2 protein-coding genes and 1 pseudogene are annotated in these 2295 nt (G+C 69.7%); all 3 read right to left on the bottom strand.

What is annotated here, in order from left to right:
- Positions 1-390 (bottom strand): annotated as a pseudogene (locus tag D7V97_RS42440) (potassium transporter TrkA); the annotation flags it as partial.
- Between the two features lie 10 nt (positions 391-400).
- A complete protein-coding gene (locus D7V97_RS42435) occupies positions 401-1606 on the bottom strand; it encodes a twin-arginine translocase subunit TatC (protein WP_120616200.1) in 1206 nt (401 codons plus the stop codon).
- 38 nt (positions 1607-1644) lie between these two features.
- Positions 1645-2178, bottom strand: a complete 534-nt coding sequence (gene tatB / locus D7V97_RS42430; RefSeq protein WP_120616199.1) for a Sec-independent protein translocase protein TatB — start codon at positions 2176-2178, stop codon at positions 1645-1647.
- Positions 2179-2295 lie beyond the last annotated feature (117 nt).

Raw genomic sequence — 2295 nt, 5'->3', positions numbered from 1 at the left:
GCACACCACGACGTGGCCCTTCATCGTTTCGGACACCACGGTGACCCACTCCTTGTCGTTCTTGTGCCGGGCGAAGAAGAGGTACGCGAAGCGCACCACGCCATCCACCACCAGCGCGATGCTCACGGGCGGGATGAGGATGTTGAGCGTCTCTACCAGCCAGTCGCTCACGTACGGCAGCGACGGCTGACCGAAGAGCAGGAAGTAGACGTGGTGCAGCGCTTCTCCGTAGGAGAGGCGGTACCCGCCCGGCCCCACGTAGCGCCACTGGTACAAGAGGGGCCCCAGCCCGAAGATGGCCGCCGCGAGCACCAGCGTGCTGCGGAACCTGCGCGACAGCGCCCGCAGGTACCGCAGGTCCACCATCAGCCGCGCGCCAAGGCTCTTCATGCGCGGGCGACTAGGCCGCCGGGGTGATGTCCGTGGAGGCTTCCGCCTTCGCACGGCGCTTCTCGATGAGCCACACCGCCAGCACGCCCAGCTCGTAGCAGAGCAGCATGGGCCCGGCCATCAGCGACAGGTTCACCACGTCGCCCGTGGGCGTCAGGATGGCCGCCGCGATGAGGCACACCACGAAGGCGTGGCGCTGGTAGCGGAAGAGCCACTTCGACTGCACCACCCCGACGATGCCCAGCAGCGCCATCACCAGCGGCAGCTCGAAGATGACGCCGAAGGCGAGGATGAGCAGCAGCACCAGCGACAGCTGCTCGTTCATCGTCAGCATGGGCCGCGTCCAGCGCGCGGCCTCCGCTTCCGCGTGGCCCTTCGCCAGCTCCTTCTCCAGCCGCCAGAGGCCGGACATCTCCTCGGCGCGCGTGGGCGCGACGCCCGCAAGCAGGCTCGCGGACTGGTCCATCGCCGCTTCCGCCGTCGCGTAGTCCTTGCGGCCGTACGCCGTCACCGCCTCCACGCGCTTCTCCACCGCCGCGCGCAGCACGCCGCGCGCGGGCACACCCAGCCCGTCCGACGCCGCGTCCAGCAGGTCGCCCAGCCCCTTCAGGCGCGCGGTCAGCTCCACGCTCTTGGCGGAGGCGACTTCGGGGTCCTTCACCTGGCCTTCGCCAGCGGCCGTCAGCGCGGCGCTGGTCTCCTTCGCCAGGTGCCCGGCGCGCTCCACCTCGCCAATGCGCAGGAAGCGCAGCGCGTCCTCCGCGCCCAGCCGCGCCGTGTCCACGCGCTGCTCCAGCGCGAGCGTCTCCTCCTCGCTCAGGAGGAACTTGAACATGGAGGGCAGGACGAGGAAGTAGCAGAACAGCGAGCCCACGATGAACGCCACCGAGCCCAGCACCACGAAGGGCGACGCGTACTTGCGCTCCTCCGGGTAGAGCCCCGGCGCCACGAAGCCCCAGATCTGCCAGAGGATGACGGGCGTGGTGAGGAAGATGCCGCAGTACACGCCCACCTTCATCAGCACGTTGATTTCTTCGATGCCGGATGTGTAGACGAGCGAGCGCCCCTCCGCGGGCAGCGCGTCCAGCACCGGCCGCATCAACAGGCCGAAGATGGGCTTGGCGAAGATGAGCGACACGGCGCCCAACACGAGCACCGCGAGCGAGCACTTCACCAGCCGCGCGCGCAGCTCCGTCAGGTGCTCCGACAGGCTCATGCGCAGGTCGTTGAGATCAACCCCTTGGCGGTTCAGGCTCAGCTCCGTTTCGGCGCGTTGCGCGCCACCGTGCCCGGGATGGGGGCGAGTTGCGGAAGGCCATCCTCACCAGGGCGAGGCTCCACCCCGGCCTCGGGAGGCGCCGAGGGGTCGGCCGCCATCGCCACGGCCGCGGTATCCCCCCCAGGCTGCGAAGACTGCGAGGACGGCGCGGACGGCTCCACTTCCTGGGGCGAGGGCAGCCGGGCGGGGTCCAGCGACGCGGTGAGCGCCGGCGAGGGCTCCGCGAGCAGGTTGTGCTCGGAGTCCATGGGCAGGTGCGACGACGCGGCCAGCTCCGGCGGGGGGGACGGGACGCGCGTGCCCGGACGCGCCGGCAGCTCGCGGTTGAAGTCCTCGTCCATCGCGTAGAACTCGCGCTCCACCACGTTGCGCACGTCGTCCGTCTGCCGGCGGAACTCGCGCATGAACTTGCCGATGGCCCGCGCCAGCTCAGGCAACCGCTGGGGGCCGAGCACGATGAGCGCGGCCACCAGGATGAACACCATTTCGCCTGCGCCGATGTTGAACATGGGTCTTCAGAGTCCCCACTGCGGGAGTTCTCCGGTTATCGCGCCGGGAGCGGGCCCGCGCAACCGCCAGCAGGCCTCCAGCGTCCGTCCGGCACCGTGATGAGCTGTCTCTTATAC

Origin of the sequence: Corallococcus sp. CA053C (assembly GCF_003611675.1) — a bacterium.
Taxonomy (GTDB): domain Bacteria; phylum Myxococcota; class Myxococcia; order Myxococcales; family Myxococcaceae; genus Corallococcus.
Note: the sequence above shows the minus strand (reverse complement) of the source record. Positions and strands in the feature narration are given on the sequence as shown.

Coding starts and splice junctions, on each gene's coding strand:
- D7V97_RS42435 (WP_120616200.1), bottom strand. CDS start 1,606: ATGAGCCTGTCGGAGCACCTGACGGAGCTGCGCGCGCGGCTGGTGAAG.
- tatB (WP_120616199.1), bottom strand. CDS start 2,178: ATGTTCAACATCGGCGCAGGCGAAATGGTGTTCATCCTGGTGGCCGCG.